General features: G+C 67.0%; 40 protein-coding genes and 1 riboswitch. Of the genes, 1 reads left to right on the top strand and 39 read right to left on the bottom strand.

Features of this window, described 5'->3' with window-relative positions; all coding sequences use genetic code 11:
- The 3 genes from Apa02nite_RS14770 to Apa02nite_RS14760 all read right to left on the bottom strand — a co-directional run.
- Positions 1 to 533 (bottom strand): thiamine phosphate synthase (locus tag Apa02nite_RS14770; protein WP_239164319.1); only part of this gene is annotated, 533 nt, incomplete at its 3' end.
- A gap of 32 nt (positions 534 to 565) precedes the next feature.
- Positions 566 to 676, bottom strand: a riboswitch (TPP riboswitch).
- Positions 677 to 710: 34 nt separating this feature from the next.
- Positions 711 to 2,357: an ABC-F family ATP-binding cassette domain-containing protein gene (locus Apa02nite_RS14765; RefSeq protein WP_203825453.1), complete on the bottom strand. Its 1,647-nt coding sequence runs from the start codon at positions 2,355 to 2,357 to the stop codon at positions 711 to 713.
- A gap of 26 nt (positions 2,358 to 2,383) precedes the next feature.
- Entirely contained in the window at positions 2,384 to 3,004 is a 621-nt protein-coding gene (locus Apa02nite_RS14760; protein ID WP_203825452.1) for a class I SAM-dependent methyltransferase, read from the bottom strand.
- Between the two features lie 95 nt (positions 3,005 to 3,099).
- Here Apa02nite_RS14760 and Apa02nite_RS14755 point away from each other — a divergent pair, with 95 nt between their 5' ends.
- Positions 3,100 to 3,936 carry a hypothetical protein gene (locus Apa02nite_RS14755; RefSeq protein WP_203825451.1) on the top strand — a complete coding sequence of 279 codons (837 nt, stop codon included), beginning with the start codon at positions 3,100 to 3,102 and terminating at the stop codon, positions 3,934 to 3,936.
- Here the strand turns inward: Apa02nite_RS14755 and truA are convergent.
- The 36 genes from truA to rpsG form a co-directional block, all read right to left on the bottom strand.
- Positions 3,925 to 4,749 (bottom strand): tRNA pseudouridine(38-40) synthase TruA, encoded by an 825-nt coding sequence (gene truA / locus Apa02nite_RS14750; protein ID WP_203825450.1) that lies wholly within the window; start codon positions 4,747 to 4,749, stop codon positions 3,925 to 3,927. The genes Apa02nite_RS14755 and truA overlap by 12 nt on opposite strands.
- A gap of 75 nt (positions 4,750 to 4,824) precedes the next feature.
- A complete protein-coding gene (rplQ, locus tag Apa02nite_RS14745; RefSeq protein ID WP_067696173.1) occupies positions 4,825 to 5,385 on the bottom strand; it encodes a 50S ribosomal protein L17 in 561 nt (186 codons plus the stop codon).
- Positions 5,386 to 5,421: 36 nt separating this feature from the next.
- The gene (locus Apa02nite_RS14740) at positions 5,422 to 6,444 is read right to left on the bottom strand and encodes a DNA-directed RNA polymerase subunit alpha (protein WP_067696170.1); all 1,023 of its coding nucleotides are present in this window, start codon (positions 6,442 to 6,444) and stop codon (positions 5,422 to 5,424) included.
- Positions 6,445 to 6,528: 84 nt separating this feature from the next.
- Positions 6,529 to 7,155, bottom strand: coding sequence for a 30S ribosomal protein S4 (gene rpsD / locus Apa02nite_RS14735; RefSeq protein ID WP_067696167.1), 627 nt, complete (start codon positions 7,153 to 7,155; stop codon positions 6,529 to 6,531).
- A gap of 15 nt (positions 7,156 to 7,170) precedes the next feature.
- Positions 7,171 to 7,578 (bottom strand): 30S ribosomal protein S11, encoded by a 408-nt coding sequence (gene rpsK / locus Apa02nite_RS14730; protein WP_014440747.1) that lies wholly within the window; start codon positions 7,576 to 7,578, stop codon positions 7,171 to 7,173.
- A 17-nt stretch (positions 7,579 to 7,595) separates the two neighbouring features.
- Positions 7,596 to 7,976, bottom strand: a complete 381-nt coding sequence (rpsM, locus tag Apa02nite_RS14725) for a 30S ribosomal protein S13 (protein WP_067696164.1) — start codon at positions 7,974 to 7,976, stop codon at positions 7,596 to 7,598.
- Between the two features lie 169 nt (positions 7,977 to 8,145).
- Complete coding sequence (gene rpmJ, locus Apa02nite_RS14720; RefSeq protein WP_014687778.1) at positions 8,146 to 8,262, bottom strand: 50S ribosomal protein L36; 117 nt, start codon at positions 8,260 to 8,262, stop codon at positions 8,146 to 8,148.
- A gap of 50 nt (positions 8,263 to 8,312) precedes the next feature.
- Positions 8,313 to 8,534 carry a translation initiation factor IF-1 gene (gene infA / locus Apa02nite_RS14715; RefSeq protein WP_007073013.1) on the bottom strand — a complete coding sequence of 74 codons (222 nt, stop codon included), beginning with the start codon at positions 8,532 to 8,534 and terminating at the stop codon, positions 8,313 to 8,315.
- A gap of 214 nt (positions 8,535 to 8,748) precedes the next feature.
- The gene (locus Apa02nite_RS14710) at positions 8,749 to 9,189 is read right to left on the bottom strand and encodes a DUF1707 SHOCT-like domain-containing protein (protein ID WP_232344324.1); all 441 of its coding nucleotides are present in this window, start codon (positions 9,187 to 9,189) and stop codon (positions 8,749 to 8,751) included.
- Between the two features lie 107 nt (positions 9,190 to 9,296).
- On the bottom strand, positions 9,297 to 10,130 hold the full coding sequence (map, locus tag Apa02nite_RS14705; RefSeq protein ID WP_067696160.1) for a type I methionyl aminopeptidase: 834 nt from the start codon (positions 10,128 to 10,130) through the stop codon (positions 9,297 to 9,299).
- Between the two features lie 3 nt (positions 10,131 to 10,133).
- Entirely contained in the window at positions 10,134 to 10,787 is a 654-nt protein-coding gene (locus Apa02nite_RS14700; protein WP_067696155.1) for an adenylate kinase, read from the bottom strand.
- A 74-nt stretch (positions 10,788 to 10,861) separates the two neighbouring features.
- Entirely contained in the window at positions 10,862 to 12,202 is a 1,341-nt protein-coding gene (gene secY / locus Apa02nite_RS14695) for a preprotein translocase subunit SecY (RefSeq protein WP_067696152.1), read from the bottom strand.
- A 231-nt stretch (positions 12,203 to 12,433) separates the two neighbouring features.
- Positions 12,434 to 12,883 carry a 50S ribosomal protein L15 gene (gene rplO, locus Apa02nite_RS14690; protein WP_203825449.1) on the bottom strand — a complete coding sequence of 150 codons (450 nt, stop codon included), beginning with the start codon at positions 12,881 to 12,883 and terminating at the stop codon, positions 12,434 to 12,436.
- Positions 12,883 to 13,065, bottom strand: a complete 183-nt coding sequence (gene rpmD, locus Apa02nite_RS14685; RefSeq protein WP_014687772.1) for a 50S ribosomal protein L30 — start codon at positions 13,063 to 13,065, stop codon at positions 12,883 to 12,885. The genes rplO and rpmD overlap by 1 nt, the downstream gene beginning before the upstream one ends.
- Entirely contained in the window at positions 13,065 to 13,688 is a 624-nt protein-coding gene (gene rpsE / locus Apa02nite_RS14680; RefSeq protein ID WP_067696146.1) for a 30S ribosomal protein S5, read from the bottom strand. The genes rpmD and rpsE overlap by 1 nt, the downstream gene beginning before the upstream one ends.
- Before the next feature lie 13 nt (positions 13,689 to 13,701).
- The gene (rplR, locus tag Apa02nite_RS14675) at positions 13,702 to 14,097 is read right to left on the bottom strand and encodes a 50S ribosomal protein L18 (protein WP_067696143.1); all 396 of its coding nucleotides are present in this window, start codon (positions 14,095 to 14,097) and stop codon (positions 13,702 to 13,704) included.
- A complete protein-coding gene (gene rplF, locus Apa02nite_RS14670) occupies positions 14,094 to 14,633 on the bottom strand; it encodes a 50S ribosomal protein L6 (protein WP_067696140.1) in 540 nt (179 codons plus the stop codon). Before rplF ends, rplR begins: the two co-directional genes overlap by 4 nt.
- 14 nt (positions 14,634 to 14,647) lie before the next feature.
- Positions 14,648 to 15,055 carry a 30S ribosomal protein S8 gene (gene rpsH, locus Apa02nite_RS14665; protein WP_014440735.1) on the bottom strand — a complete coding sequence of 136 codons (408 nt, stop codon included), beginning with the start codon at positions 15,053 to 15,055 and terminating at the stop codon, positions 14,648 to 14,650.
- 77 nt (positions 15,056 to 15,132) lie between these two features.
- Positions 15,133 to 15,318: a type Z 30S ribosomal protein S14 gene (locus Apa02nite_RS14660; protein ID WP_014440734.1), complete on the bottom strand. Its 186-nt coding sequence runs from the start codon at positions 15,316 to 15,318 to the stop codon at positions 15,133 to 15,135.
- Position 15,319: 1 nt separating this feature from the next.
- Entirely contained in the window at positions 15,320 to 15,889 is a 570-nt protein-coding gene (gene rplE / locus Apa02nite_RS14655; protein ID WP_067696137.1) for a 50S ribosomal protein L5, read from the bottom strand.
- Positions 15,889 to 16,209: a 50S ribosomal protein L24 gene (gene rplX, locus Apa02nite_RS14650; RefSeq protein WP_157441595.1), complete on the bottom strand. Its 321-nt coding sequence runs from the start codon at positions 16,207 to 16,209 to the stop codon at positions 15,889 to 15,891. The genes rplE and rplX overlap by 1 nt, the downstream gene beginning before the upstream one ends.
- Positions 16,206 to 16,574, bottom strand: coding sequence for a 50S ribosomal protein L14 (rplN, locus tag Apa02nite_RS14645; protein WP_007465279.1), 369 nt, complete (start codon positions 16,572 to 16,574; stop codon positions 16,206 to 16,208). The genes rplX and rplN overlap by 4 nt, the downstream gene beginning before the upstream one ends.
- A gap of 92 nt (positions 16,575 to 16,666) precedes the next feature.
- Positions 16,667 to 16,942: a 30S ribosomal protein S17 gene (gene rpsQ / locus Apa02nite_RS14640; RefSeq protein ID WP_067696132.1), complete on the bottom strand. Its 276-nt coding sequence runs from the start codon at positions 16,940 to 16,942 to the stop codon at positions 16,667 to 16,669.
- Positions 16,939 to 17,172: a 50S ribosomal protein L29 gene (rpmC, locus tag Apa02nite_RS14635; protein WP_067696129.1), complete on the bottom strand. Its 234-nt coding sequence runs from the start codon at positions 17,170 to 17,172 to the stop codon at positions 16,939 to 16,941. The genes rpsQ and rpmC overlap by 4 nt, the downstream gene beginning before the upstream one ends.
- Positions 17,172 to 17,597 (bottom strand): 50S ribosomal protein L16, encoded by a 426-nt coding sequence (gene rplP / locus Apa02nite_RS14630; protein WP_014687763.1) that lies wholly within the window; start codon positions 17,595 to 17,597, stop codon positions 17,172 to 17,174. Before rplP ends, rpmC begins: the two co-directional genes overlap by 1 nt.
- A 3-nt stretch (positions 17,598 to 17,600) precedes the next feature.
- The gene (gene rpsC / locus Apa02nite_RS14625) at positions 17,601 to 18,428 is read right to left on the bottom strand and encodes a 30S ribosomal protein S3 (protein WP_067696127.1); all 828 of its coding nucleotides are present in this window, start codon (positions 18,426 to 18,428) and stop codon (positions 17,601 to 17,603) included.
- Positions 18,428 to 18,886 carry a 50S ribosomal protein L22 gene (gene rplV / locus Apa02nite_RS14620; protein WP_067696124.1) on the bottom strand — a complete coding sequence of 153 codons (459 nt, stop codon included), beginning with the start codon at positions 18,884 to 18,886 and terminating at the stop codon, positions 18,428 to 18,430. The genes rpsC and rplV overlap by 1 nt, the downstream gene beginning before the upstream one ends.
- A gap of 31 nt (positions 18,887 to 18,917) precedes the next feature.
- Entirely contained in the window at positions 18,918 to 19,199 is a 282-nt protein-coding gene (gene rpsS, locus Apa02nite_RS14615; RefSeq protein ID WP_067696121.1) for a 30S ribosomal protein S19, read from the bottom strand.
- A 14-nt stretch (positions 19,200 to 19,213) separates the two neighbouring features.
- Positions 19,214 to 20,053, bottom strand: a complete 840-nt coding sequence (gene rplB / locus Apa02nite_RS14610; RefSeq protein ID WP_067696117.1) for a 50S ribosomal protein L2 — start codon at positions 20,051 to 20,053, stop codon at positions 19,214 to 19,216.
- Between the two features lie 12 nt (positions 20,054 to 20,065).
- On the bottom strand, positions 20,066 to 20,368 hold the full coding sequence (gene rplW, locus Apa02nite_RS14605; protein WP_067696114.1) for a 50S ribosomal protein L23: 303 nt from the start codon (positions 20,366 to 20,368) through the stop codon (positions 20,066 to 20,068).
- Positions 20,365 to 21,012, bottom strand: coding sequence for a 50S ribosomal protein L4 (rplD, locus tag Apa02nite_RS14600; RefSeq protein WP_203825448.1), 648 nt, complete (start codon positions 21,010 to 21,012; stop codon positions 20,365 to 20,367). The genes rplW and rplD overlap by 4 nt, the downstream gene beginning before the upstream one ends.
- Positions 21,009 to 21,659 (bottom strand): 50S ribosomal protein L3, encoded by a 651-nt coding sequence (gene rplC / locus Apa02nite_RS14595; protein WP_203825447.1) that lies wholly within the window; start codon positions 21,657 to 21,659, stop codon positions 21,009 to 21,011. Before rplC ends, rplD begins: the two co-directional genes overlap by 4 nt.
- Before the next feature lie 10 nt (positions 21,660 to 21,669).
- Complete coding sequence (gene rpsJ / locus Apa02nite_RS14590; RefSeq protein ID WP_007073037.1) at positions 21,670 to 21,978, bottom strand: 30S ribosomal protein S10; 309 nt, start codon at positions 21,976 to 21,978, stop codon at positions 21,670 to 21,672.
- Between the two features lie 373 nt (positions 21,979 to 22,351).
- The gene (gene tuf / locus Apa02nite_RS14585; protein ID WP_067696106.1) at positions 22,352 to 23,545 is read right to left on the bottom strand and encodes an elongation factor Tu; all 1,194 of its coding nucleotides are present in this window, start codon (positions 23,543 to 23,545) and stop codon (positions 22,352 to 22,354) included.
- Between the two features lie 118 nt (positions 23,546 to 23,663).
- Entirely contained in the window at positions 23,664 to 25,760 is a 2,097-nt protein-coding gene (gene fusA / locus Apa02nite_RS14580; protein WP_344573655.1) for an elongation factor G, read from the bottom strand.
- Positions 25,761 to 25,844: 84 nt separating this feature from the next.
- Complete coding sequence (rpsG, locus tag Apa02nite_RS14575) at positions 25,845 to 26,315, bottom strand: 30S ribosomal protein S7 (RefSeq protein ID WP_067696103.1); 471 nt, start codon at positions 26,313 to 26,315, stop codon at positions 25,845 to 25,847.

Here is a 26,315-nt window from a genome sequence, read left to right as displayed (position 1 = left end):
CCGCGCGGGTCGACGGCGAAGGCGGAGACGGCCGCGATCCCGTGCGCGTGCTTGGCCAGCAGCCCCGCCCGCTCCAGGGTGATGCCGCCGATCGCCAGCACCGGCACGCCCGGGACGGCGGCGGCCACGACCGCTATCCGGTCCGGGCCGAGGGGCGGTGGCAGGCCGTCTTTTGTGGAGGTCTCAAAGGCCGGACCCACCCCGAGGTACGTCGCGCCACTCGCGACCGCGGCCCGTGCCGCCTCCGGGGTACGACAGGTCGCCCCGACCACCAGATCCGGCCCGAGCAACCGGCGCACCACGTCGACGGGCAGGTCGTCGGCGCCCACGTGCACGCCGTCCGCACCGGCCGCGAGCGCCACCCCGATCCGGTCGTTGACCAGGCACATCGCGCCCGCCGCCCGGCAGATCGGGATCGCTTCGAGGGCCAGCGCATAAGCCTGCGCGTCGGTGGTCTTGACCCGGATCTGCACGGCGACACCCGGCTGGGCCACCCCGCGCACAACGTCGATCGAGTCGGTGATGACATGCAACCTGGGGAATGCTTGCCTAGATCCCAACAAAGCGTCCACGACGCACTCCTCCCTGCGCCGGCATTACCCGGATCAGGTTCTACGGTCGGAGGCCGCTTCAGCCTCCCTCTCAGCCCGGTGCCCGGACTCCCGTGGGTTTCTTGTAACCGGACCATAACCGGTCCGTGATGGAGTTGGCTAGCGCACATCCCAGACGGGTTCCGGCACCTCGACCACCTCGTTGTCCGCTCTGAACAGCACGAAACGATCGAAGGACCTGGTGAACCAGCGGTCGTGGGTGACAGCTATCACGGTCCCGTCGAACGCCTTCAAACCCTCCTCCAGAGCCTCCGCCGACGCCAGGTCCAGGTTGTCGGTCGGCTCGTCGAGCAGCAACAACGTCGCACCGGACAGCTCCAGCAGCAGCACCAGGAACCGGGCCTGCTGTCCACCGGAGAGGGTGCCGAACCGCTGGTCGCCCTGCGCGCCCAGCTCGTACCGGCTGAGCGCCTTCATGGCGCCGGCCCGGTCCACACCGGAGCGGTGCTCGTCACCCCGCCAGAGGATCTCGATCAGCGTCTTCTCGACCAGCTCGGGCCGGTCGTGGGTCTGCGAGAAGTGACCGGGCCGGACCCGCGCACCGAGTCGCGCCACCCCGTTGTGCTTGACGTGGGCCAGCGGCGCGCCGTCGACCGGCTGGTGTTCCAGGTCGGGTTCGGTGCCGCCGGCCGCGAGCAGCCGCAGGAAGTGCGACTTGCCGGAACCGTTCGCGCCGAGCACCGCGACCCGGTCGCCGTACCAGATCTCCAGGTCGAACGGGAACGTCAGGTTCTCCAGCTCGACCTGCTGGCAGATCACCGAGCGCTTGCCGGTGCGGCCGCCGCGCAGGTTCATCCGTACCGACTGCTCCTTGGGCGGCAGCGGCGGCGGGCCGGCCTCCTCGAACTTGCGCAGCCGGGTCTGTGCCGCCTGATAGCGCGACGCCAGGCCGTCGTTGTACGCCGCCTTGTTCTTCAGCATGAAGACCAGCTCGCGGATCTTCTCGTGCTCCTCGTCCCAGCGGCGGCGCAGCTCTTCCATCCGCTCGTGCCGGTTCATCCGGGCCTCGTGCCAGGACGCGAAGTTGCCCGGATGGGTCCACGCCCCGCCGCCCTCGACCGCGACCACCCGGTCGGCGGTCTGCGCGAGCAACTCCCGGTCGTGCGAGACGAACAGGATCGCCTTGCTGGACTCCCGGATCCGTTGCTCCAGCCAGCGCTTGGCCGGCACGTCGAGGAAGTTGTCCGGCTCGTCGAGCAGCAGCACCTCGTCGTTGCCGCGCAGCAGCAGGTCCAGGGCGAACCGTTTCTGCTCACCGCCGGAGAGGGTGCGGACCACCCGGTCCTTGGTCTCTTCCCAGGACTTGCCGAGGATGGCGACCGCGACCGTGTCGAAGACCACCTCGGCGTCGTACCCGCCGACTTCGCCCCAGGTGGCCAGCGCGTTCGCGTACGCGATCTGGCTCTTCTCGGTCTCGTCCAGCGCGGCCGTGGCGCCGGCCAACGTCGAGCCCGCGTCGCGCAGCGGCGGGGCGACCAGCGACAGCGCCAGGTCCTCCAGCGTGCGGTCGTCGCCGATCATGCCGATGAACTGGCGCATCACGCCCAGCCCGCCGACCCGCGCGACGGTGCCGGACTGCATCGGGATGTCCCCGGCCACCATCCGCATCAGCGTGGTCTTACCCGCACCGTTCGGACCGACCAGCGCGACCTTGGCGCCCTCGCCGACTCGGAACGACACGTCGGCGAACAGCTCCCGGCCGTCCGGCAGCACAAAACCGGCACCGGCGACATCCACGTAACCCATGCCCGGCATCCTGCCCGGTCAGAGCCTCAGACGGCAGCGGGTTTTCTGGTAACCCTCAGCACGCGGAAGCCCTTCTGGCTGGCGATCCGCTCGACCTGCCAGTCCAACTCGGTCAGCCAGGTGTGCAGCGAGTCACCACCGAGGTTCCGGTTGATCACCAGCCAGGCCACGCCGTCCGGCGCCAGCCGGGGCAGCCAGCGGGCCATCAGCGCGCGCAGCTCGGTCTTGCCGACGTGGGTGGGCGGGTTGCTCCAGATCTGGTCGAACACCACGTCGGCCGGCACCTCGTCCGGCGCGTGCACCCGGATCCGGGCGGCCAGGCCGAGGGTGGCGGCGTTCTCCACGGTCAGCTCGCGGGCCCGGGAGTTGACGTCGATCGCGTGGACCGTGGTCAGCGGCGCCTCGGCGGCGAGCACGCAGGCGATCGGGCCGTATCCGCAGCCCAGGTCGAGCAGGGTGCCCTCGGTCTCCGGGCCGGGCAGGCCGGCCTTGCGGAGCAGCACCGCGGTGCCCGGGTCCAGTCGCCCGGCGGAGAACACCCCGTTGGCGACGGCGAGCCGGTAGTCCCGGCCGGCCACGCTGAACTCGATGTCTTTCCGGCGCAGCGGGGTGTCCGGATCGGTGCTGAAGTAATGCTCGGCGGTCACCCGACCAGTCTCCCGCGTCATAACGGACGAGCAACCGCCGGGTGCCGGACACGCTGTGCGTTCATAGATCGACGTCCGCATCTAGCTTGTCACCCATGCGGTACGCCACCCCGAACCGCTCCGCTCATCGCGCCACCTCGGCCCCCGACTTGACGCTCCTGGTCCACCCCCTGGTCCTGTTCCGCACGTGGCTCGTCCGCCAGGCTCCCCGGCCCCCCGCCGGTCAGCACCGGCAGCCCGCGCGGCCCCGGGTGCACACACGGCTTCTGGTCCGCCCGCGGCGGCACGCCTGGCGCGAGCCCCACGCGACAATGCACCTGCTGACCCGCGGCCTGGCCGCCCTGATCGTGCTGGGCATCTGCGTGATGCTCGGCTTCCTGATCGTCTCCGACGAAGGCCGTGATCCGGCCGCGGCCACCGACCGGACCATCGCGTCCCGGGCCGCCGATCCGAGTCCGCTCACCGTCGCCGAGACGTTTCCGGCCGGCGCCGCCGGCTACCAGGTGGAGAAGGCGGTGGCCGAGACCGATTGCACGGTCGCTGTCACCGGCGCCTTGCGGTCCGAGCTTTCCGGGTACGGATGTTCGCAGGCGGTCCGGGCCACCCTCGCCGTGCCGGACAGCGGGTACCTGGTCACCGCCGGGGTGCTGAACCTCGCCGACACGCAGAGCGCGAACGCGGTCGCCGACCGGGTCCGCGCCCTGGTCGAGACGGGTGACGGCAGCTTCACCGCGATGACCGGCGCGCAGATACCGTCCGGCACCCCGGTCGGCTGGCGGGCCCGCGGCCACTACCTGCTGTACTGCGTGATCACCGGGCCGGCCGGTGAGCCGGTGCCGAGCGGCGAGCCACTGCTCGGGCAGATCACCAGCAACCTGCTCGACGACTACCTGAGCGACCTGGTCCTGGCCCGCCGCGCGTCAGGCTCGTAGCCGCCGGGTGGCGTCGGCGCGGGACGCGTACTCGTCGGCGGCGGGGTAGCCGACCGCGACCAGGGTCAGGCCGTGCGCGCCGGCCACGGTCACCTGGTTGGAGCGTTCCCGCAGGGTGAGCAGCGTCGCCGGCCACTCCGGCCCGCGGCGGCCCTCACCGACCGCGATCATCGCGCCGACCAGGCTGCGCACCATGGCTTGGCAGAACGCGTCGGCCTGCACCGTGGCCACCAGGGTCCGGTCCGGGTCGCGCCGCCAGTCCAGCTGGTTGATCGCCCGGATCGTGGTGGCGTGCTCCTTGCGCTTGCAGTACGCGGCGAAGTCGTGCTCGCCGAGCAGCCCGATCGCGGCGGCGTTCAGCCGGTCCAGGTCGAGCGGGCGCGGCCAGCCCAGGGTGTCGTGACGGCGGAGCGGGTCCGGGCCCCAGGGGTCGTCACAGACCCGGTACTCGTACCGGCGGAACGTCGCGGAGAAGCGGGCGTCGAACGTGTCGGGGACCGGGATGATCGCCTTGACCCGGGCGTCGCCGGGCATCAGCCCACCCAGCCGGCGCAGCAGCGACCCGGCCAGCTCCGCGTACCGGGCGGCCGGCAGGTCGACGTGGCAGACCTGGCCGGTGGCGTGCACCCCGGCGTCGGTACGCCCGGCCACGGTCAGGCCCAGCGGCGTCTCAGCCCCCGGGTCGCCGAGGATCCGGTGCAGCGCCTCGGCCAGCACCCCGGCCACCGTCCGCTGGCCGGGCTGGACGGCCCACCCGGCGAACGCGGCGCCGTCGTACGAAATCTCGAGTCGTAGGCGGATGGTGTCGGTCATCCCGCAGCGCGCTCCTCTAACCGCAGCCAAAGGAAAAGCCCGGCACCCATCGGGTGCCGGGCCGTTCCAGAAAAATCACGCCTTGGCGTCGTCGTCCTTGGCGTCTTCCTTGGTCTCGCTCTTGTCACCGGAAGCGCTGACCGGAGCCTCGGCGTCCTGGTCGTCGGCGACCGCCTCGGGGGCGGTCTCCTCGGGAGCCAGGGCCTCGAGCTTGTCCTGCTGCGCGGTGGCCTTACGAGCGGCGGCCTTGGCGGCCGGCGCGGTGGTGGCCGCGACCTGAGCCTCCTCGACCAGCTCGATGACGGCCATCGGAGCGTTGTCGCCCTTGCGGGGACCGGTCTTGGTGATCCGGGTGTAGCCACCGGGACGACCCGCGTACCGCGGAGCGATCTGCTCGAACAGGGCGTACACGACGTCCTTGTCCTTCACGATGCCCAGAACCCGGCGACGGGCGTGCAGGTCACCGCGCTTGGCCTTCGTGATGAGCTGCTCGGCCAGCGGACGCAGCCGCTTGGCCTTCGTCTCGGTGGTCTTGATCTTCCCGTGCCGGAAGAGCTCGGTGGCCAGGTTCGCCAGGATGAGCTTCTCGTGGGCCGGGCTGCCGCCGAGGCGGGCACCCTTGGTGGGCGTGGGCATTTCAGATGCTCCTTGAAAAGATGGCGCAACCGAGCTTTACAGCTGCTCGGTCTCGCGGTAGTCGTCGGTGTCGTAGTCCACGTCGCCGAACGAGTCCACGACGTGCGCCGGGTCGAAGGAGGGCGCGCTGTCCTTCAGGCCCAGGCCCATTCCGGCGAGCTTCATCTTGACCTCGTCGATCGACTTCTGGCCGAAGTTCCGGATGTCCAGAAGGTCAGCCTCCGTACGCCCTATCAACTCGCCCACGCTATTGATGCCCTCGCGCTTGAGGCAGTTGTACGACCGGACGGTGAGGTCCAGCTCCTCGATCGGCAGCGCCAGGTCGGCAGCGAGCTGCGCGTCCTGCGGCGACGGGCCGATGTCGATGCCCTCGGCGGTCTCGTCCAGCTCACGGCACAGGCCGAAGAGCTCGACGAGGGTCGAGCCGGCCGAAGCCAGCGCGGTCCGCGGCGAGATGGACGCCTTCGACTCGACGTCGATGATCAGACGGTCGAAGTCGGTGCGCTGCTCGACACGGGTCGCCTCGACGCGGTACGTGACCTTGAGCACCGGCGAGTAGATCGAGTCGACCGGAATCCGGCCGATCTCGGCGCCCGCGCTCTTGTTCTGGGCCGCGGTGACGTAGCCACGGCCACGCTCCACGGTCAGCTCCATGTCGAGCCGGCCCTTGCTGTTCAGCGTCGCCAGCTTCAGATCCGGGTTGTGCACCGAGACACCGGCCGGCGGCTGGATGTCGCCGGCGGTCACGTCGCCCGGGCCCTGCTTGCGCAGGTACATGCTGACCGGCTCGTCGTGCTCTGAGCTGACGGTCAGTTCCTTGACGTTCATGACCAGCTCGACCACGTCCTCCTTGACACCGGGGATCGTGGTGAACTCGTGCAGCACGCCGTCGATCTTGATGCTGGTGACCGCCGCGCCCGGGATGGACGACAGCAGGGTCCGCCGCAGCGAGTTACCGAGGGTGTAGCCGAAGCCCGGCTCCAACGGTTCGATGGTGAACCGGGAACGGGTCTCGCTGATCGACTCCTCAGAGAGAGTCGGCCGCTGGCTGATGAGCACGCTGTACTTCTTTCTGTCAGGCCAACCGCTATTTGATGGCCGTCTGATGTGCCCGGCGCTTGAAAAAAGCGCCGGGCAGCTTTGTTACTTGGAGTAGAGCTCGACGATCAGCTGCTCTTGCACCTGCGTGTCGATGACAGCGCGGGCCGGGAGCGTGTGAACGAGGATCTTCATCTCCGCCGGGATGGGCTCGAGCCACGCCGGCACCGGCCGGGAACCGGCCTGGGCCTGCGCGACGACGAAGGGGGTCATTTCCTTCGACTTCTCGCGGAGCGTGACGATGTCGTGCTCCTTCACCCGGTACGACGGGATGTCGACCTTGACGCCGTTCACCAGGAAGTGGCCGTGCTTGACCACCTGGCGGGCAGCGTCCCGGGACGAGGCGTAGCCAGCCCGGTAGACGACGTTGTCGAGCCGCGACTCGAGGATCTGCAGCAGCACCTCACCGGTCTTGCCGGGCTTGGTGACAGCCTCCTCGTAGTAACCGCGGAACTGCTTCTCGAGAATGCCGTAGACGCGACGCGCCTTCTGCTTCTCACGGTGCTGGAGCAGGTACTCGGTCTCCTTGGTCCGTCCACGGCCGTGCTGGCCGGGCGGGAAGGGACGCGACTCGAACGGGCACTTCGGCCCGTCGCACTTGCTGCCCTTGAGGAACAGCTTCATTTTCTCGCGGCGGCAGCGCTTGCAGTCCGCCCCTGTATAACGAGCCATGCTTCGATCTCTCCCTTAGACCCGACGACGCTTGGGCGGACGGCAACCGTTGTGGGGCTGCGGCGTGACGTCGGAGATCTGACCGACCTCGAGGCCCGCGGCCTGCAGCGAACGGATGGCGGTCTCCCGGCCGGAACCGGGGCCCTTGACGAACACGTCGACCTTGCGCATGCCGTGCTCCATGGCCCGACGCGCAGCAGCCTCGGCGGCGAGCTGAGCGGCGAACGGAGTCGACTTGCGGGAGCCCTTGAAGCCCACCTGGCCGGACGAGGCCCAGGAGATGACCGCACCGGTCGGGTCGGTGATCGACACGATGGTGTTGTTGAAGGTGCTCTTGATGTGCGCCTGCCCGTGGGCGACGTTCTTGCGTTCCTTGCGCCGGACCTTTTTGACTGCGGCCCCTGCGCGTGCCTTCGGTGGCATAAGTCAGTGCGCTCCTATTACTTCCGACCGGGCTTCTTCTTACCGGCGACCGTCCGCTTCGGACCCTTACGGGTACGAGCGTTGGTCCGGGTCCGCTGTCCTCGCACGGGCAGGCCCTTGCGGTGGCGGATGCCGGCGTAGCAGCCGATCTCAACCTTGCGGCGGATGTCCGCGGCGACCTCGCGGCGCAGGTCGCCCTCAACCTTGAAGTTGGCCTCAATGTATTCGCGGAGCTTGAGAAGCTCCTCTTCCGTGAGGTCCTTGGCGCGCTTGTTCAGGTCGATCGCCGTAGCGGTCAATGCTTCGACGGATCGGGTACGCCCGATGCCGAAGACGTAGGTGAGCGCGATCTCCATTCGCTTTTCGCGGGGGAGATCGACGCCGACGAGACGTGCCATTTCTGGGCGTGCTCCTCAGATGTCTCTCGGAGGTCTGTGCCCATCCCATCCCGCCTGCCCCGGCGGGCCCCGGCCTCCGACCGGGGGTGTGGCCGCTCCGTCATCGGGATGACGTCACGACCGGGACGAGCTCGTTCTGTGGTGCGGATCCTGCGCAGAAAGGCTGGACTCAGCCCTGACGCTGCTTGTGGCGCGGGTCGGTGCTGCAAATCACCATGACCCGGCCGTGCCGCCGGATGATCCGGCAGTTGTTGCAGATCCGCTTGACGCTCGGCTTGACCTTCACGGTTTGCCTTAACTCTCAGTCAGACGGGATGTGGAATCCCCGTGACCCGCTTACTTGTAGCGGTAGACGATTCGCCCACGGGTCAGGTCATACGGCGAGAGTTCGACGACGACCCTGTCCTCGGGAAGGATGCGGATGTAGTGCTGGCGCATCTTCCCGGAGATGTGTGCCAGGACCTTGTGACCGTTAGCGAGCTCAACGCGGAACATAGCGTTCGGCAGAGGCTCGATCACTCGGCCTTCGATCTCGATGGCTCCGTCTTTCTTAGGCATGTCCTCCGCTACCTGTACATCGGGTTCTGGGGCAGGCTTGCAACGTCATACCCGAGCCTGAGAGGGCTCGGACCAGCCGCGGCTTCCCTCGGTCCTCGAAGCGCTGAGGACATGAAGGAGAGGACGCTGCGCGCCAGCAAGCCAGTCTACGCGCCCCCACCTGGGACACCAAACGCAGGCTCCGCTACCCGGGGTCGGGCGTGTCAGATCGGCCTCAGCGACTGCGCCGGCCCCGGTCGGTGAGTGCACCCACACCGGTGATAATCACCGGTATCAGCACCCAGGCCGGCCAGAAGTAGTAGGCGTGCCCGGAGCTGAACGACGAGATCGCCCAGATCACCGTGCAGATCAGAAACGCGGTCAGCGCGCTCGTGAAGGTGTGCCGGCCGCCGTGGTCCGTCTCACCCTTGGCCACCGCCGCAGCCGGCTGCGGCGCCGGGCTGTGCGGCTGGACCTGTGAGTGCTGGACTCCCACGGTGCCCGGGAGATCGTCGAGAAGTCCATCGAGATCCCCGTAGGTCCGTGCGGAGTAGGCACGCTGGACCCGTTCGTCGTACTCGTTGAGATCGAGCCGGCCCTCATCGAGCGCGGACTTCAACTGATCCGCAATACGCTGGCGATCAGCATCGCCGGCGCGCATCCCCTCGCGACCCATGGGTCACAGCATGCCAGGCGAGCGCTCGGGAGCCCAGACGGCAGTCGTCCGGGCTCCGCAGTGGATTCTGCGCGATCGGGTGCCGCGCGGGTGGACCAGGCCGATTCTCAGGGCTGGCGAGCGGTCACCAGATCGCCCAGGCGGGCCCGGCCGCCGTCCGGGGCGGTGGTGACCCACACCCCGTCGTCCAGGAGCGCCATGGTGTGCTCAACGTGCGCGGCGCGGGAACCGTCCCGGGTCACCACGGTCCAGCCGTCGGAGAGCTCCACGGTCCGCGGCGAACCCATCGTGATCATCGGTTCGATGGCCAGTGCCATGCCCGCGGTGATCCGCGGGCCGCGGCCCGGCTTGCCGTGGTTGAGCACGTGCGGTTCCTGGTGCATCTCGGTGCCGATGCCGTGGCCGCCGTACCCGTCGACGATCCCGTACCGGCCGCCCTTGCGGACCACCTTCTCGATGTTGAACGAGATGTCGGTGAGCCGGCCCCGGCCGTTCGCCACGCCCCGGGCCGCTGCCGCGATCCCGGCCCACATGGCGTCCTCGGCGACCTCGGCCATCTTCAGCAGCGCCGGGTCGGTGGCGCCGACCCCGACGGTGATCGCCGAGTCGCCGTGCCAGCCGTCCAGGACCGCGCCGCAGTCCAGCGAGACCAGGTCGCCCTCGACCAGCACCTGCTCGGCGCCCGGGATCCCGTGCACGACCTGCTCGTTGACCGAGGCACAGATCGAGGCCGGGAACCCGTGATAGCCCTTGAACGACGGGACGGCACCCGCGTCGCGGATCACCTTCTCCGCGACCGCGTCCAGATCGGCGGTCGAGACACCGGGCGCGACAGCGTCCCGCATCGCTTCCAGCGCGGCGAAGACCACCAGACCGGCGGCCCGCATCTTCACGATCTGTTCCGGCGTCTTCAGCTGAATGTCCAGCTCCTGACGTCGCATCTCTTAGCCCCCGTAGGACCGCAGGGCGTCTATTGCGCGCACCGTGACGTCTTCGACCGGCCCGGTCGCGTCGATGCCCACCAGCTTGCCCTGGGCGCCGTAGTAGTCGACCAGTGGCGCGGTCTTGTCCGCGTACTCCACCAGCCGGTTAGCGATGGTTTCGGCCTTGTCGTCGTCCCGTTGGAACAGCTCCGCGCCACAGCGGTCGCAGATGTTCTCTTTGCTCGTCGGGTCGAACTCGACATGCCAGATCTTGCCGCAGCCGCGGCAGGTCCGACGGCCGGAGAGCCGCCGGACCACCTCGTCGTCGTCGACGACGAGTTCCATCACGAGGTCCAGCGCGGTGCCGAGGTCCGCGAGCAGCTTGTCCAGCGCGTTCGCCTGCGGCACCGTGCGCGGGAACCCGTCCAGCAGGAACCCGTCGCCCGCGTCCGGCTCGGCGAGCCGGTCACGGACCATGTTGATGGTCACCTCGTCCGGCACCAGCTGCCCGGCGTCCATGTACCGCTTGGCCTCAACCCCGAGCGGGGTCCCCTGCGACACGTTCGCCCGGAAGATGTCGCCGGTGGAGATCTTCGGTACGGCGAGATGGGCGGCGATGAACTCAGCCTGGGTCCCCTTGCCGGCCCCCGGAGGGCCCACCAACACCAGCCGCACCTACATCGCCTCGCTTCGGTCGCAAGAAGCCACGCCTACCGTCGACGCCAGAGCCCCCCGGCCCCGCGTGCCCACTACCGGAGGAACCCTTCGTAGTTCCGCTGCATGAGCTGGCTCTCGATCTGCTTGACCGTCTCCAGACCCACACCCACCATGATCAGCACCGCGGTGCCGCCGAAGGGGAAGTTCTGGTACTGCTTCTGGTCCAGCCAGATGAAGAAGAAGTTCGGCAGAACCGAGATCAGGCCCAGGTACAACGCGCCCGGCAGGGTGATCCGGCTGAGGATGAAGTCCAGGTAGTCGGCGGTCGGCTTGCCCGGGCGAATACCCGGCACGAAACCACCGTACTTCTTCATGTTCTCCGCGACCTCAGTCGGGTTGAACGTGATCGACACGTAGAAGTACGTGAAGAAGATGATCATCAGGAAGTACACCGTGATGTACAGCCAGCTGGTCGGACTCGCGAGCCAGTTCTGGATCCAGATCTGGTAGTTCGTCAGATTGTTCGAGTCGAAGAACTGCAAGTACAGCTGCGGCAGGTAGAGCAGCGACGACGCGAAGATGACCGGGACGACACCCGCCTGGTTCACCTTCAGCGGGATGTAGGTCGAGGTACCGCCGTACATCCGCCGGCCGATCATGCGCTTCGCGTACTGCACTGGGATGCGACGCTGCGCCTGCTCGATGAAGACCACCAGGCCGATGATCACCAGGACCAGCGCGATCACCAGGAGGAACTTGCCGGTGCCGGCGGTCTGCTTGATCGTCCAGCCCTCGCCGGGGAGGCGAGCGGCGATCGAGGTGAAGATCAGGACGGACATGCCGTTGCCGACGCCGCGGTCGGTGACCAGCTCGCCGAGCCACATGACCACGCCGGTGCCGGCGGTCATCGTCATGACCAGAACGGTAAGAGTGAGCCAGATCGGGATGCCGGTGTTCTCCGGGATGATCTGGTAGGACGGGTTGTCCTGGTCGCACAGACCGCCGAACAGCTGGCCGGTCCGAGCCAGGGCGACGAACGCCGAGGACTGCAGGATCGCCAGGCCGAGGGTCAGGTAGCGGGTGTACTGGGTGATCTTCGCCTGACCGGACTGACCTTCCTTGCGGAGCTGCTCGAGCCGCGGGATGACCACGGTGAGCAGCTGCAGGATGATCGACGCGGTGATGTACGGCATGATGCCGAGCGCGAAAATCGAGAGCTGGAGCAGAGCACCACCGGAGAACAGGTTCAGCAGGTTCAGAACCTGGTTGCCCGACTGCTCGGTGATCTTGAGGCAAGCCTGCACATTGGTGTACGAGACGCCTGGGCTGGGCAAGGTAGCGCCGAGCCGGTAGAGCGCAATGATCGCCACCGTGAACAACAACTTCTTGCGCAGGTCAGGCGTCCGCAACGCACTCGAAAAGGCGGAGAGCAACTTCTTCCTCCTGCGCGAGGTCACCGCCGAATGGCGGATCGGGGGGAAGGCATCGGTCCGGATGACCGATATCCCTAGCTGGGAACGGACTCTAACAGTCTTGAGCCGCCGTGGTCAGCCACGGTAGCCGTCAGTGCGGCGGTGCGTTACGAGCAATCACAGAAGTGCAGGTCAGACGCCACAAGGGGATGCTCGCCGAACACGAAGTCCGGACGAGCACCCCCACAAGCCTCACAGCTGAGTGGCGGAACCACCAGCAGCAGCGATCTTCTCCTTGGCGGAGTCACTGAACGCGTGCGCCTTGATGGTCAGCGACACGCCGTTCAGCTCACCCGAGCCGAGGACCTTGACCGGGAGGTTCTTGCGAACCGCGCCGGACTCGACGAGCTCGGCCGGGCCGATCTCGCCGCCGTTCGGGAACAGCTCAGCAAGGCGGTCCAGGTTCACGACCTGGAAAACAACCTTGTTGCGCGGCTTGTTCCGGAGGCCCTTCATCTTCGGCAGACGCATGTGGATGGGCATCTGCCCACCCTCGAACGACGCCGGGGTGTTCTTGCGGGCTCCGGTGCCCTTGGTGCCGCGACCGGCGGTCTTGCCCTTGGAGCCTTCACCGCGACCCACACGGGTCTTCGCAGTCTTGGCACCGGGCGCCGGGCGCAGGTGGTGGACCTTGATCGCCATTACTCGACCTCCTCGACAGTGACGAGGTGGTTCACGGCGAAGATCATGCCCCGAATCTCGGGACGGTCCTCCTTGACCACCACATCGTTGATCCGCTTGAGGCCGAGCGACCGCAGGGAGTCCCGCTGGTTCTGCTTACGGCCGATCTCGGACCGGATCTGGGTGACCTTCAGGCGGGCCATCAGCGCACCGCCGCTTCCGCACGCGACGCCAGCATGGCCGCCGGCGCCACGTCCTCCACCGGCAGGCTACGACGAGCCGCGACCTGCTCCGGGGACTCGAGGCCCTTCAGAGCGGCCACCGTGGCGTGCACGATGTTGATCGGGTTCGAGGAGCCGAGGCTCTTCGACAGGATGTCGTGGATGCCCGCGCACTCCAGCACGGCACGCACCGGGCCACCGGCGATAACACCGGTACCAGCGGACGCCGGCTTGAGCAGGACGACACCTGCGGCAGCCTCACCCGTGATCGGGTGCGGAATGGTCGCACCGATCCGCGGGACCTTGAAGAAGTGCTTCTTGGCCTCTTCGACGCCCTTGGCGATCGCCGCGGGCACCTCCTTGGCCTTTCCGTAACCGACACCGACGGTGCCGTCACCGTCGCCGACGATCACCAGGGCGGTGAAGCTGAAGCGACGACCACCCTTGACGACCTTGGCGACACGGTTGATCGCGACGACCCGCTCGAGGTGAGGGGTCTTCTCGACGGGCGCGTTGCCGCGACCGCCCTCACGACGGTTGTCGCGGCGGCCGCCACCTTCGGTGCTACCGCCGGACCCGCCGCCACGGCGCTGCTGACCAGGCATTGGTCAATCCCTCCTAGAACTCGAGTCCGGCTTCGCGAGCGGCACCGGCAAGCGCGGCGATACGCCCCGCGTACTTGTTGCCACCGCGGTCGAAGACGACCTTGGAAATACCCGCGGCCTTGGCGCGCTCGCCGAGGAGCGTGCCAACCTTGCCGGCCAGCGCGCTCTTGTCGCCCTCGGTGCCCCGGATCGAGGTGTCGAGGGTCGAGGCCGAAGCGAGCGTGTGACCCTTGAGGTCGTCGATGATCTGCGCGGTGATGTGCCGCGAGGACCGGGTGACGACCAGGCGGGGACGCTCGGCCGTACCGGCCACGTTCTTGCGGACCCGGAAGTGACGACGCGCCTTGCCAACGGCGCGCCGTGAGGCGACACCGCCGCCATTGCGGCGCTTGAGCAGCGTGGCGGTCACTTCTTACCTGCCTTTCCAGCCTTGCGGCGGATGACCTCGCCCTGGTACTTGACGCCCTTGCCCTTGTAGGGCTCCGGCGGGCGGATCTTCCGGATGTTGGCGGCGACCTCGCCGACAAGCTGCTTGTCGATGCCCGCCACAGTGAACTGGGTGGGCCTCTCGACCGAGAACGTGATCCCCGTCGGCGGCACGATGTTCACCGGGTGCGAGAAGCCCAGAGCGAACTCCAGGTCCTTGCCCTTGGCGGTGACACGGTAACCGGTGCCGTTGATCTCGAGGGTCTTCTTGTAACCCTCGGTCACGCCCACGATCATGTTGGCGACCAGAGTGCGCGAAAGACCGTGCAGCTCCTTGGCCTTGCGCTCGTCGTTGGGGCGGTTGACGACCAGCTCGCCGCCGTCCTGAGAAACCGTGATCGGCTCCGCGACGGTGTGCGACAGTTCGCCCTTGGGGCCCTTGACCTTGACGGTCTGCCCCGTGATGGTGACGTCGACGCCGGCCGGGACCGGGATCGACTTACGTCCGATTCGCGACATGTCTAAGTCTCCAGTTACCAGACGAAGGCGAGGACTTCCCCGCCAACGCTCCGCTTGCGGGCCTGCTTGTCGGTCAGCAGTCCCTGGGACGTCGAAATGATCGCGACACCGAGACCACCGAGCACGCGGGGCAGCTCGTCGGACTTGGCGTATACACGCAGGCCCGGCTTCGAGACGCGCTTGATGCCGGCGAGGCTGCGCTCGCGGTTCTGGCCGTACTTGAGCTCAACGACCAGACGCTTGCCGACCGCGCCCTCCTCGGGCTCCTCAGACGTCCACGACGCGATGTAACCCTCGGCCTTGAGGACCTCGGCGATGTTCGCCTTGATCTTCGAGTAGGGCATCGTCACTTTGTCGTGGTACGCCTGGTTGGCGTTGCGCAGACGCGTCAGCATGTCTGCGATCGGGTCCGTCATCGTCATGGGTATTCGTCAACCTTTCTCGCCGGGGTTCCCGGGGGACCCGGGCCTACGGCGAAGCGGTATTACTAAGTCGGGTGTTACCAGGAGGCCTTGGACACGCCGGGCAGCTCACCACGGTGAGCCATGTCCCGCACGCAAACCCGGCACAGACCGAACTTGCGGTAGACCGAGTGCGGGCGACCGCACTTCTGGCAGCGGGTGTAGGCGCGCACGGCGAACTTGGGCTTCGCGGCCGCCTTGATGATCAGCGCCTTCTTAGCCATATCAGTTCTCCTTGAACGGGAAGCCCAGGAGCTTCAGCAGCGCCCGGCCCTCGTCGTCGGTCGTGGCGGTGGTGACCACCGTGATGTCCATGCCCCGCGTGCGATCGATCCGGTCCTGGTCGATCTCGTGGAACACCGACTGCTCGGTGAGGCCGAACGTGTAGTTGCCGTGGCCGTCCAGCTTGCGCCCGTCGAGACCGCGGAAGTCGCGGATACGCGGCAGCGCGATGGACAGCAGGCGGTCCAGGAACTCCCACATCCGGTCGCCACGCAGGGTGACCTTGGCGCCGATCGGCATGCCCTCACGGAGCTTGAACTGCGCGATCGACTTGGTCGCCCGGCGAACCAGCGGCTTCTGACCGGTGATGGTGGTCAGATCGCGAACCGCGCCGTCGATGAGCTTGGCGTCGCGGGCAGCCTCGCCGACACCCATGTTGACCACGACCTTGACCAGGCCCGGGGTCTGCATCGGGTTGCCGTACTTGAACTGCTCCCGGATCGCCGGCACCACCTCGGTGCGGTACTTGCTCTGCAGGCGGGGCAGCGTCTTGGTCTCAGTGGGGGCAGTCATCAGAGTTCCTTACCGGTCGTACGCGCGATCCGGACCTTGGTCCCGTTATCGTCGATCCGGTACCCGATGCGGGTCGGCTTACCCTGGTCGTCCAGCACCTGCACGTTGGAGATGTGCACGGGGGCTTCCTGAGTGACAATGCCGCCGGTCTTCGAACCACGCTGGTTGGTACGGATGCGTTCGTGCTTCTTGACTCGGTTGACGCCCTCGACCAGGACCTTGTCCTGCCTCGGGAAGGCCGCAATGACCTTACCCTTGGCACCCTTGTCCTTGCCGGCGATGACGACGACCGTGTCGCCCTTCTTGATCTTCACGGTCAGAGCACCTCCGGCGCCAGGCTAATGATCTTCATGAACCGCTTGTCGCGCAGCTCGCGCCCGACCGGGCCGAAGATGCGGGTACCGCGGGGGTCCCCGCCGTCCTTGATGATGACGGCGGCGTTCTCGTCGAAGCGGATGTACGAGCCGTCCGGACGACGACGCTCCTTGGCGGTGCGAACGACGACAGCCTTGACGACGTCGCCCTTCTTGACACCGGCACCCGGAATGGCGTCCTTGACCGTGGCCACGATGACGTCGCCGATGCTCGCGTAACGGCGACCGGAGCCACCGAGTACGCGGATGCACAGGATCTCCCGGGCACCCGTGTTATCGGCGACACGCAGTCGCGACTCCTGCTGGATCACGTCTGTCTCCTATGTCTGCCAGTTCTCCGGTGACGTACCGAAGCTTGGCGGAACGATGGTCCGCTGGGCCGGCCGCAGCCGGCCCAGCGTACTCACTTGGCCTTTTCGAGGATCTCCACGATCCGCCACCGCTTGGTGGCGGAGAGCGGACGCGTCTCCATGATCGAGACCCGGTCGCCGGTACCCGCCGAGTTGGACTCGTCGTGCACCTTCAGCTTCCGCGTACGGCGGATGACCTTGCCGTACAGGGCGTGCTTGACCCGGTCCTCGACCTCGACGACAACAGTCTTGTCCATCTTGTCGCTGACCACGAGACCCTCACGCACCTTGCGCTGAGCGCGCGGAGCGGCGGTGGTGTTCTCACTCATGCCGTCACCTCATCCGGCGCGACCGAGAGCCCAAGCTCACGTTCACGCATGATCGTGTAGATCTTCGCAATGTCCTTGCGGACGACCTGCAGTCGACGGTGATTGTCGAGCTGCCCGGTCGCACGCTGCACACGAAGATTGAACAGCTCCGCCTTGGCCTCCCGCAGCTTCGCGACCAGCTCCTCGTCGGAGCTCTCGCGCAGCTCGGCTGCCTTAACGCCCGCTGCCATTAGCTTTCACCCACTTCGCGCGTCACGATGCGGCACTTCATCGGGAGCTTGTGGATCGCGCGGCGCATCGCCTCGCGCGCGACCGTCTCGTTCGGGAAGGACATCTCGAAGAGAATGCGTCCCGGCTTGACGTTCGCGACCCACCACTCGGGAGAACCCTTACCGGAACCCATGCGGGTCTCGGCAGGCTTCTTCGTCAGGGCCTGGTCCGGGAAAATCGAGATCCAGACCTTGCCGCCACGCTTGATGTGGCGGGTCATCGCGATACGCGCCGACTCGATCTGCCGGTTCGTCACGTACGCCGGCTCAAGAGCCTGGATACCGAACTCACCGAAGACGACCCGGTTACCGCCCTTGGACGCGCCGTGGCGGTCCGGGTGGTGGGGCTTACGGAAGCCCTTCGGGGGCTTACGGGGCATCAGCACAGGTCAGCCCTCCTGCTGCGTTTCAGCCGCAGCCGGAGCCGCGGCGGTGTCATCGGCGGTCGCCGCGGCCTGAGCGGCCCGGCCGGCCTCGGTGCCGCCCGCAGTCGTGCCGGACGAACCGGAACGGCCACGGCGCGGACGCTCGGGGCGGTCGGCGCGGTCACGGCGCGGACGCGCGGGCGCCTCAGCGACGGCCTCGCGACCCGGTACGGCGTCGCCCTTGTAGATCCAGACCTTCACACCGATCCGGCCGAACGTGGTACGGGCCTCGAAGAAGCCGTACTCGATGTTCGCCCGCAGCGTGTGCAGCGGAACGCGACCCTCACGGTAGAACTCCGTGCGGCTCATCTCCGCGCCGCCGAGGCGACCGGAGACCTGCACGCGGATGCCCTTGCAGATCGGGTTCTTCATGGCCGACTGCATGGCCTTGCGCATCGCCCGACGGAAGCTGACCCGAGAGGACAGCTGCTCGGCGACGCCCTGCGCCACGAGCTGAGCGTCCGACTCGGGGTTCTTCACCTCGAGGATGTTCAGCTGGACCTGCTTGCCGGTGAGCTTCTCGAGCTCGCCACGGATCCGGTCGGCCTCCGCGCCCTTACGGCCGATGACAATGCCCGGCCGGGCGGTGTGGATGTCGACGCGAACCCGGTCACGGGTGCGCTCGATGTCCACCTTGGAGATGCCGGCGCGCTCGAGGCCCTTGGACATCATGCGGCGGATCTTGACATCCTCGCCGATGTAGTCCTTGTAGAGCTTGTCGGCGAACCAGCGGCTCTTCCAGTCGGTGGAAATGCCGAGGCGGAACCCGGTGGGGTGAACCTTCTGACCCATTACTCGGCACCCTCCGTGCTCTGGGACTCGGCGGCGGCCGGCTCTGCGGCCTTGTTGGCCTTCTTCGCCGAAGCCTTCTTCGCCGGGCGGGCCACCTGGACCGCCTCGACCGCGATAGTGATGTGACACGTGCGCTTGCGGATCCGGTAAGCCCGGCCCTGCGCCCGCGGACGGAACCGCTTGAGCGTCGGACCCTCGTTGACGTACGCCTCGCTCACGAGGAGTGCGTCCGGGTCGAGCCGCTCGTTGTTCTCCGCGTTCGCGATAGCGCTCGCGAGCACCTTGTAGACCTGCTCGCTCGCCGACTGCGGCGCGAACTGCAGGACCGTCAGAGCCTCCTTCGCGGGCAGACCGCGGACGAGGTTGACGACACGGCGTGCCTTGCTCGCAGACATGCGGACGTGCTTCGCAACTGCGCGAGAGCCCGGAAGCGCCGGAGCGTCATTCTTTACTGGCATCGCTGTAACCCCTTTCTTATCCGTGGACTGACTAGCGACGACGGCTCTTGCGGTCGTCCTTCTCGTGACCCTTGAACGTACGGGTCAGAGCGAACTCGCCGAGCTTGTGGCCGACCATGGCTTCGGAGATGAAGACCGGGACGTGCTTGCGGCCGTCGTGCACGGCGATCGTGTGCCCGAGCATGTCGGGAATGATCGTCGATCGACGCGACCAGGTCTTGATGACGTTCTTCGAGTTCTTCTCGTTCTGGACTTCCACCTTCTTGAGCAGGTGGTCGTCGACGAACGGGCCCTTCTTCAGGCTGCGAGGCATCTTTTAAACTCCCGTTACCCGCGCTTGCGGGTGGCGTAGCGGCGGCGAACGATCAGCTTGTCGCTCTCCTGGCCCTTGCGGCGGGTACGGCCCTCCGGCTTTCCAGCCGGGTTGACCGGGTGACGACCACCAGAGGTCTTACCCTCACCACCACCGTGCGGGTGGTCGACAGGGTTCATGGCGACACCACGGACGGTCGGGCGCTTGCCCTTCCAGCGCATGCGGCCGGCCTTACCCCAGTTGATGTTCGACTGCTCGGCGTTACCGATCTCGCCGACCGTCGCGCGACAACGAACGTCGACACGCCGGATTTCACCGGACGGCATACGCAGAGTGGCGTAAACACCCTCACGGCCGAGCAGCTGGATACCCACGCCGGCCGAACGGGCCAGCTTGGCGCCACCGCCGGGACGAAGCTCCACACCGTGGATCGTCGTACCGACCGGGATGTTGCGCAGAGGAAGGTTGTTCCCCGGCTTGATGTCCGCGCCCACACCGGACTCGATGCGGTCGCCCTGCTTCAGGTCCTTCGGCGCGAGGATGTAGCGCTTCTCGCCGTCGGCGTAGTGCAGCAGTGCGATGCGGGACGTGCGGTTCGGGTCGTACTCGATGTGAGCGACCTTGGCCGGCACGCCGTCCTTGTCGTTGCGCTTGAAGTCGATCAGCCGGTACTGCCGCTTGTGGCCACCGCCCTGGTGCCGCGTGGTGATGCGGCCGTGGACGTTGCGACCACCCTTTTTGGGCAGCGGAACCAGCAGAGACTTCTCCGGCGTCGACCGGGTGATCTCAGCGAAGTCGGCGACGCTCGAGCCGCGGCGGCCCGGCGTAGTCGGCTTGTACTTACGGATAGCCATGTCTACAACCCCTTAGCTGACCGGGCCGCCGAAGGCCTCGATGCGGTCACCGTCAGCCAGCTTCACCATGGCGCGCTTGGTCGCTTTACGCTGACCGAAGCCCGTCTTGGTGCGCTTGCGCTTGCCCTGGCGGTTGATGGTGTTAACCGTCAGCACGCGGACATCGAAGATCTGCTGGATCGCGATCTTGATCTCGGTCTTGTTCGCGTCCGGGCGGACGAGGAACGTGTACCAGTTCTGATCGAGAACGCTGTAGCTCTTCTCGGAGACCACCGGAGCGACAATGATGTCGCGCGGGTCGGCGATCGTGCTCACTTGTCGCCCTCCTCGGACTTCTCGGAGCCGCCCAGGAACTCGTCGAGCGCGACCTTGGTGAAGACGATCTCGTCGGCCACCAGCACGTCGTACGTGTTCAGCTGGCCGGCTTCGATCAGGTGCACGGAAGGCTCGTTGCGCAGCGACACCCAGTTCAGCTCGTCCTGGCTGTCCAGAACGACGAGAACCTTGTTGGTCTGCACGACCTTGCGCAGCGTCGCGATCGCGCCCTTGGTCGACGGCTTGTCGCCGTTGACGAACGCCTCGACGACGAACACGCGGCCGTCGCGGGCCCGGTCCGAGAGGGCGCCACGGAGAGCGGCGGCCTTCATCTTCTTCGGGGTCCGCTGGCTGTAGTCGCGCGGCACGGGGCCGTGCACGACGCCACCGCCGGTGAACTGCGGCGCGCGGATCGAGCCCTGACGGGCGCGACCGGTGCCCTTCTGCTTGTACGGCTTCTTGCCGCCACCGGCGACCTCACCGCGGGTCTTCGCCTTGGCGGTACCCTGCCGCGCCGCGGCGAGCTGCGCCACGACGACCTGGTGCATCAGGGGGATGTTCGCCTGAACGTCGAAGATGTTCCCGGGCAGCTCGACCGAACCGGTCTTGGTGCCCTCAATGTTGATCACGTCAACCGAGCTCACTTGGCACCGCCCTTCTTGGCTGCGGTACGGACCAGGATCAGCGCGCCCTTGGGACCGGGCACTGCGCCACGGACCAGGATCAGGTTGCGCTCGGCGTCGACCGCCTGAACCGTGAGGTTCTGCACGGTGAAGCGCTTGCCGCCCATGCGGCCGGCCATCTTGACGCCCTTGAAGACGCGACCGGGGGTCGCGCAGGCGCCGATCGAACCGGGCGAGCGGTGCTTGCGCTCGACACCGTGGCTGGCCCGCAGACCGTGGAAGCCGTGCCGCTTCATGACGCCGGCAAAGCCCTTGCCCTTGGTCTTACCGGTGACGTCGATCGAGGTACCGGCCCCGAACTCCGCGAGGGAGATCTCCTGGCCGAGCTCGTACTCGCCGGCGTCGCTGGTGCGGAGCTCCACGATGTGGCGCCGCGGCGACACACCCGCCTTCGCGTAGTGGCCGCTCTCCGGCTTGTTGACCTTACGAGGGTCAATCGCGCCGTACGCCAGCTGGACCGCGGAGTAGCCGTCCTTTTCAGAGGTGCGGACCTGGGTCACGACGCAAGGGCCGGCCTGCACCACGGTTACCGGGACAACCTTGTTGTTGTCCCAGACCTGGGTCATGCCGAGCTTGGCGCCCAGGATCCCCTTAACTTGCCTGTCCATTGTCCGGTCCCTACAGCTTGATCTCGATGTCGACCCCGGCCGGCAGGTCGAGGCGCATAAGCGAGTCGACCGTCTTCGGAGTCGGGTCGATGATGTCGATCAGACGCTTGTGCGTGCGCATCTCGAAGTGCTCGCGCGAGTCCTTGTACTTGTGCGGCGAACGGATCACGCAGAAACGGTTGATCTCCGTGGGCAGCGGCACCGGGCCTGCGACCTGCGCCCCCGTACGCGTCACCGTCTCGACGATCTTGCGCGCCGAGGAGTCGACGACCTCGTGGTCATAGGCCTTGAGCCGGATGCGGATCTTCTGTCCCGCCATGGTGGCTTCTGTTTCCTTCTCTCGATGCCGCTACGTGCAGAAGCGGTGGCTTCCGCATGCCCGCAGGACCGTTGATCCTGCGTTGTCCGACCCCCGCGGTCGGGCGTGTCGCGCCTCGTCGCAGAATGCTGTGCATTCAGCTTCCAGCCTCCACCCCCGATCTTGCTGGGGGCGGACGCGATCACGGGGATCTGGGGTACCAGGTGGCAACGAAAACACACCCGGACACCCGGCGAGGGTGGGTACCTGAACGAAGCCAGCTACCCACCCCGCGCGGACGCAACCTGACTAGTATGCCGGATTGAACCCAGCATTGCTAATCGGGGTCACCAATGAGGGGTTGTCCGCGACGTAGGTCACGGACAACCCGTCATCACTTAGTGATCTTCGTGACCGTGCCGGCGCCGACGGTGCGGCCACCCTCACGGATCGCGAACTTCAGACCCTGCTCCATGGCGATCGGCTGGATCAGCTTGACCTCCATGGAGGTGGAGTCGCCCGGCATGACCATCTCGGTGCCCTCGGGCAGCGTGACGACGCCGGTGACGTCCGTGGTGCGGAAGTAGAACTGCGGGCGGTAGTTCTGGAAGAACGGCGTGTGCCGGCCGCCCTCTTCCTTCGAGAGGATGTAGACCTGACCCTCGAAGTCGGTGTGCGGGGTGCTGCTGCCGGGCTTCACGACGACCATGCCGCGCTCGACGTCCTCGCGCTTGATGCCACGAAGCAGCAGGCCGACGTTCTCGCCCGCGCGGGCCTCGTCGAGCAGCTTGCGGAACATCTCGATGCCGGTGCAAACGGTCTTGGTCGACTTCTCGCGGATGCCCACGATCTCGACCTCCTCGTTCGGCTTGAGGATGCCACGCTCGGCCCGACCGGTCACCACGGTGCCACGACCGGTGATCGTGAAGACGTCCTCGATCGGCATGAGGAACGGCTTCTCGATGTCACGCTCGGGCTGCGGGATCGCGGTGTCGACCGCGTTCATCAGCTCGAGGAGCTTGGCGGTCCACTCCGGGTCGCCCTCGAGCGCCTTGAGCGCCGACACGCGAACGACCGGCAGGTCGTCGCCCGGGAACTCGTACGTGCTGAGCAGCTCGCGGACCTCGAGCTCGACGAGCTCCAGGAGCTCCTCGTCCTCGACCATGTCGCTCTTGTTCAGGGCGACGACGATGTACGGAACGCCGACCTGGCGGGCCAGGAGCACGTGCTCCTTGGTCTGCGGCATCGGGCCGTCGGTGGCGGCCACGACCAGGATCGCGCCGTCCATCTGCGCGGCACCGGTGATCATGTTCTTGATGTAGTCGGCGTGGCCGGGGCAGTCCACGTGCGCGTAGTGGCGCGACGCGGTCTGGTACTCGACGTGCGCGATCGAGATCGTGATACCACGGGCCTTCTCTTCAGGCGCCTTGTCGATCTCGTCGAACGGGGTGTACGGGTTCAGGTCGGGGAACTCGTCGTGCAGGACCTTCGTGATGGCCGCAGTCAGCGTCGTCTTACCGTGGTCGATGTGACCAATGGTGCCGATGTTGACGTGCGGCTTAGTCCGCTCGAACTTCGCCTTCGCCACTGGTGTCCTCCTGTGGACTGGTACTTACTGGTCGCCCGGCACGCCGATAAGGCGCTCAGGACTCTGTCGACTGCTTGTGCACGTGCGGCCCTCGACGGGCCGCACGTGCCTCAACGCGTCAGGCGCCGGTGGCCTTAGCGATGATCTCCTTCGCGACGTTCCCGGGAACCTCCGCGTAGGAGTCGAACTGCATGCTGTAGCTGGCCCGGCCGGCCGTCTTCGACCGCAGGTCGCCGACGTAGCCGAACATCTCCGACAGCGGGACCAGAGCCTTGACGACGCGGGCGCCGGAGCGCTCCTCCATCGACTGGATCAGGCCGCGGCGGGAGTTGAGGTCGCCGATGACGTCACCCATGTTGTCCTCAGGGGTGGTGACCTCAACCGACATCATCGGCTCCAGCAGCGCGGGGTCGGCCTTGCGGGCCGCTTCCTTCATCGCCATGGAGCCAGCGATCTTGAACGCCATCTCAGACGAGTCGACCTCGTGGTACTGACCGTCGATCAGCGTGAACTTCACACCGACCAGCGGGTAGCCGGCGAGGACGCCGTACTGCAGGGAGTCCTGGGCGCCCGCGTCCACCGAGGGGATGAACTCCTTGGGGATGCGACCGCCGGTGACCGCGTTGACGAACTCGTACGTGGGGCCGTCGGTGGCGAGCTCAAGCGGCTCGACCGTGACGACGACCTTCGCGTACTGGCCGGAACCACCGGTCTGCTTCTTGTGCACGTACGTGAGCTTCTCCACCTTGCCGCGGAGAGTCTCGCGGTACGCCACCTGCGGCTTACCGATGTTGGCCTCGACGTTGAACTCGCGGCGCATGCGGTCCACCAGGATGTCCAGGTGGAGCTCGCCCATGCCGGCGATGATCGTCTGACCGGTCTCCTCGTCGTTGAAGACGCGGAAGGTCGGGTCCTCTTCGGCCAGGCGCTGGATAGCGGTGCCCAGCTTCTCCTGGTCCGACTTGGTCTTCGGCTCGATGGCGACCTGGATAACCGGCTCCGGGAAGGTCATCGACTCCAGGATGACCGGGTTCGCCGGGTCGCTGAGCGTGTCACCGGTGGTGGTCTGCTTGAGACCCTGGACGGCGATGATGTCGCCGGCCTGCGCGGTGGCGCGCTCCTCACGCTTGTTCGCGTGCATCTGGTAGATCTTGCCGATCCGCTCCTTGCGGTCCTTGGTGGAGTTGACCACCTGGGAACCGGAGTCGAGCGTGCCGGAGTAGACCCGGACGTAGGTGAGCTTGCCGAGGTGCTTGTCCGTCTGAATCTTGAACGCCAGGCCGGAGAACGGCTCGGTGTTCGACGGCTTGCGCAGAACCGGGGTCTCACCGTCGGTCGCGGTGCCCTCGATCGCCGGGATGTCCAGCGGCGACGGGAGGAAGTCGACGACGGCGTCGAGCATGGGCTGAACGCCCTTGTTCTTGAACGCCGAGCCGCACAGGACCGGGTTGGCCTTGCTGGCGATCGTGGCCCGCCGGATGGCGGCCCGGATCTCGTCGATCGAGACCTCTTCGCCCTCGAGGTACTTCTCCATGACCGCGTCGTCGACGTCGGCCAGGGTCTCGATCAGCTTCTCGCGCCACTCGTTCGCGGAGTCGACCAGGTCGGCCGGGATCTCCTCGATCGCGTAGTCGTCACCCTTCTGGGTCTCCCCGCGCCAGGTGAGCGCCTTCATGTTGATCAGGTCGACGACACCGATGTGGTCGCCCTCGAGCCCGATCGGGATCTGCAGGACGAGCGGCGTGGCGTGAAGCCGGTCGATCATCATCTGCACGCAACGGAAGAAGTCCGCGCCGGTCCGGTCGAGCTTGTTGACGAAGCACATGCGAGGGACGTTGTACTTGTCGGCCTGGCGCCAGACGTTCTCCGTCTGCGGCTCCACGCCGGCCACACCGTCGTACACCGCGACTGCACCGTCGAGCACACGCAGCGACCGCTCGACCTCGACCGTGAAGTCGACGTGGCCGGGCGTGTCGATGATCTGAATCGTGTAGCCCTTCCACTCGCACTTCGTGGCGGCGGAGGTGATGGTGATGCCGCGTTCCTGCTCCTGCTCCATCCAGTCCATGACGGCCGCGCCCTCGTGGACTTCACCGATCTTGTACGTGATGCCGGTGTAGAACAGGATGCGCTCGGTCGTCGTGGTCTTACCAGCGTCGATGTGCGCCATGATGCCGATGTTGCGAACCTTGGCGAGCGCGTCTGCGGCAGCCACTTCCATCCCTACTTTTCTTCGTCGTCGTCTCGTGGACCGGTACGAATGCCGTGGCCCGGCGGTTGCCGGGCCCGCAGCAGGGTCTTACCAGCGGTAGTGCGCGAAGGCCTTGTTGGACTCCGCCATCTTGTGAGTGTCCTCGCGACGCTTCACAGCGGCACCGAGGCCGTTGCTGGCGTCAAGCAGCTCGTTCTGCAGCCGCTCGATCATGGTCTTCTCGCGGCGGACCTTGGAGTACTGAACCAGCCAGCGCAGGCCCAGGGTCGTCTGGCGCGGGGTGCGCACCTCGATCGGCACCTGGTAGGTCGCGCCACCAACGCGGCGGCTGCGGACCTCGAGGGTCGGCTTCACGTTGTCCATCGCTCGCTTGAGGATGACCACCGGGTCGGTGCCGCTCTTCTCACGGGCACCCTCGAGGGCGGCGTACACGATGCGCTCGGCCAGCGAACGCTTGCCGCCGACCAGGATCTTGTTCACCAGCTGGGTCACCAGCGGCGAGTTGTAAACCGGGTCAGCGACCAGAGGGTGGCGCGGAGCGGGGCCCTTACGCGGCAT

Origin of the sequence: Actinoplanes palleronii (genome assembly GCF_016862315.1) — a bacterium.
GTDB classification, from domain to species: Bacteria; Actinomycetota; Actinomycetes; order Mycobacteriales; family Micromonosporaceae; genus Actinoplanes; species Actinoplanes palleronii.
Note: the sequence above shows the minus strand (reverse complement) of the source record. Positions and strands in the feature narration are given on the sequence as shown.